The 3,361-nt window shown below is 71.6% G+C and carries 2 protein-coding genes; both read right to left on the bottom strand.

From position 1 onward, the window contains the following. Positions 1 to 97: 97 nt before the first annotated feature. Positions 98 to 2,293, bottom strand: a complete 2,196-nt coding sequence (locus tag AB0H81_RS44320) for a choice-of-anchor J domain-containing protein (RefSeq protein ID WP_358388403.1) — start codon at positions 2,291 to 2,293, stop codon at positions 98 to 100. A gap of 159 nt (positions 2,294 to 2,452) precedes the next feature. Further along, the coding region (locus AB0H81_RS44315; RefSeq protein ID WP_358388401.1) for a hypothetical protein at positions 2,453 to 3,361 on the bottom strand (909 nt) is incomplete at its 5' end.

Raw genomic sequence — 3,361 nt, 5'->3', positions numbered from 1 at the left:
GGTGGGCGGGGCGCGAGAAGGCGCCCGCCGCCGCGCGGCAGGCGCCTTCCCTTCACAGGGTCACACCCGGCGTCCCCTTCGCGGGGTCACACCGGCGTCACGGCTGCGCGGTGCCGCCCGGCTGGGTGACGCCGTTCACCTTCAGCGTGTACGGCGCGTACTGCCCGACCTGCTCCGTCGGGTCGTCGTAGGCCACGATCGCCACCACCTTCGGGAACGGCGCCAGCACGGCCAGCTGCAGGCGGTTGAGCGTGATCGTGCGCCGCCCGTCGGACTCCAGCTGCAGGGCCACCGCGTGCTTGTCGTCCAGCCCGACGAGGCGGACGTTCCAGTTGGCGACCGGCGTCGGGTAGACCTCCGTCGGCGAGTCGAACGGCTCCAGGCTCGACCCGTCGCTCACCGCCGTCCCCCCGACCGTGACGTCGTCGATCTTCCAGCCGCCCTCGTTGACGCCGCCGTCGCTGACGTACCGGAAGCCGAGCAGGATCTCCTTGCCCGCGTAGGCGGCCAGGTTGTAGGTGTGCGGCTGGAAGCCGGTGGTGGTGCCGTTGACCGCCGGTCCGAGCGGGCCGGTCACCGTGTGGTCGCCGGCGATCGCGGTGTACGTCGCCCCGCCGTCCGTCGAGACGATCACGTAGCCGTAGTCGAACCCGGACTCCGCCCCGTACTTGGCCAGGAAGCGCAGCGTCGGGTCCGCGGCCGGGACCGTCAGTTTGGTCACGGCGGCGGCGTCGAGGTTGCTCTCGTTGCCCGACCAGAGCACCGGGTTGCCCGACCGGTCCGGGTCGTCGGAGACGACGGTCCAGGCCAGCGGCGCCGGCGGCAGCGTCTTCGCGCCCTCGAACGACAGCGACCGCAGGTCCGCCCCTCGAAGGACCTTGCCGTCCGCCTTCTGCAGCGGCACGTAGTCGGCGCCGTTCGGCGCGGCCCCGGCGGTCTTGTACGAGGCCGGGTTGTCCAGGTTGACCGTCGAGCGCAGGCTCGTGGTCGTCACCCGCTTCTTCGGCACGCCGAGCATGAGGCCCCGGGCCGACTCCCCGACGATCTTGTCCACCAGCGTCATCGTCTGGTAGTCGTGGATCACCTGGTACATGTTCTTCACGCCGCGCGCCTCCAGCGCCGCCCGCAGGCTGGCCAGGCCCTGCAGGTCGCCGTCGCGGTGCAGCCGGCTCATGAAGTCCGTGCCGTACCTGTCGTACAGGAACAGCATGAACGAGTAGGCGTTGCCGTAGTCGGCGAGCACCCCGCTGGACGTGGCGCCCTCGCCCCACAGGTTGAGCGAGTTCTCCGGCCCGCCGCAGTCGCGCGGATTGGTGTTGTACGGGGTCTGCACCGTGCCGAAGCCCTGGAAGCAGAAGATGTGGCTGTCGGCGCCCCGGTCGAAGACGGTGGCCCGGGCGTCGGCGTACCCGGTGACGGTCTGCGCGAAGTCCGACAGGCCCTCGTTCATCCAGGTGGTCTCGAGGGGGTCGGTGTAGTAGTGGGCCAGGTGCTGCCACTCGTGCGCGAACGTCTTCTCGTACTGGCGGGGCCGCGCCGGGCGCGAGGTGCAGAGGTCGGCCGTGGGCTCGTCCGGCGGGTTGGCGCCGGTGCGGTGCAGCCAGTCGAACGCGTCGATCGTCATGACGTTGCGGTCGAGCAGCTCGTTGAACTGCGAGGAGAAGAACCCGGCGATGTAGGTCGGGGCGGCGGGGAACTGGTAGAAGTTGTCGTCCCTGACGTTGTCGACGAGCGTCACGGTGCGGTTGCCCGCGCCGGTGTAGACGCCGCCGTTGCCGTTGGCGTCGGGGCCCAGGACGGCGTTGGAGCCGTCGCGGTCCGGCGGCCGGCTGAAGGCCGCAGTCTCCTTCGGGTACATGTTGGTGTCGAACTCGCGCACGAGGTCCGTCACCTGCGCGTCGGTGACCTGCGTGCTGGTCGGGATCTGCGCGCGGCAGTCGCCGGCCGGGAAGGCCAGGTCGTTGGCGACCCAGACCTCGATGTTGTCGCCGACGCCGCGCAGCGTGTAGTCCTTGCGGTAGAGCCGGCCGTTGAAGTCGTCCAGGCCGAGCCACTGCCGCACGGTGCCGACCGGCGGCGTGTCCGCGGCCTTGGCCCTGGCGCTCGGCTTGGCCTGGTACGCCGAGGGCACCTTGACCGGCTTGCCGTCGAGGGTGAAGTCCTTGCGGGTGAGCTCCCGCACGTCCGACGGCGCCGGGGCCTTCGGCGCGGCCTCCGCGGTGGCGGGGAGGGCCGTGAGGAGGGGTAAGGCGAGGAGCGTGGCTGCGAGCCCGATGATCCGGTGGCGCGCCATGGAACCCCCTTTTGTGGGTGTTGCCCGGGTTTGTTGGGGTGACATGCCGTTATCACCCGGGGCCGTGGGGGCGCGCAAGCCGATCAGTTGCCAACAACCGCCGGCCGTTTTCGTGCTCGCGCGCCCTCCACTCCGCCGCCCGGGACCGTTCCCGCCTCGCTACTGGCGCCGGAAGAGCCCCACCGACCAACGGACCGGCCGGCCCTCGGCGGGGGACCGCATGGACAACTTCACGGTGATCGTCATGGGCTTGCCCTTCCGGGTGTCGAACATCGTTATCGCCATGGGGTAGGGCCCCTTCGCCCACACGCCGCAGCCGCTGGCCCCGTGGGTGTCCTCGCCGTCGATCTCGTACGTGAACCACAGGCGGGTGGCGAGGTCGCCCGTGCAGAGCTGGTCCACGCCGACAGGTCGGCCGTCGCCGCGCACCCGGAACGTCAGGGATGTCGCACCCGGCCAGGATCCGGTCCGGGTGTCCGTCAGCTTCCATTTGCCGAGATGTCGGAGGAACGCCGGGGGCGCGGCGGGCTGGACCGGCCGGTCCGGGGGCGTCCACTCGTAGACGGCCAGGTCCCAGGGGACGCGCACCTCCTTCGCCGGGCGGCAGGCGTCCTTGGGGCCGGACCGCACGCAGCCCCAGCCGTGCGTGGTCGTGTCGAAGGTGATGGTGACCCGGTCAGAGCCCGCGGGCACGGTGAGCGGCTGGAGATCCCGCTTGTCCCTGCAGATGAGGCCGCCTTCCGTCGCCCGTCCGTCGACGAGGATCTGGACACCGGGGTGCGTGTCGCCCCGCGGGGTGCACACCCCGGCCACGTCCAGCGGCTTGCCGCTGACAGGCACGGTGACCGTGGCCTTCTTGCTGCCCGTCGCCCCGATCGAGGTCGTGGCGAGGCGCCGGTAGACGGTGCCGTCGGGCGCGGTGAAGGTCTCCGGCAACTTCGGCGTGGGGGTGGCCTCGGCCGAGCCCGAGGCCGTGGCGGGGGCCACGGCCGCCGTCATGTCGCCGCGCTGACCGGGCCCGCCGGGCAGGACCACGACGCCCAGCACGGCGGCCACGGCCGCCACGGC

This window comes from Nonomuraea sp. NPDC050691 (assembly GCF_040654455.1).
Lineage (GTDB): Bacteria > Actinomycetota > Actinomycetes > Streptosporangiales > Streptosporangiaceae > Nonomuraea.
The sequence above is the reverse complement of the archived record's forward strand: the minus strand, read 5'-3'. Positions and strand labels throughout refer to the sequence as shown.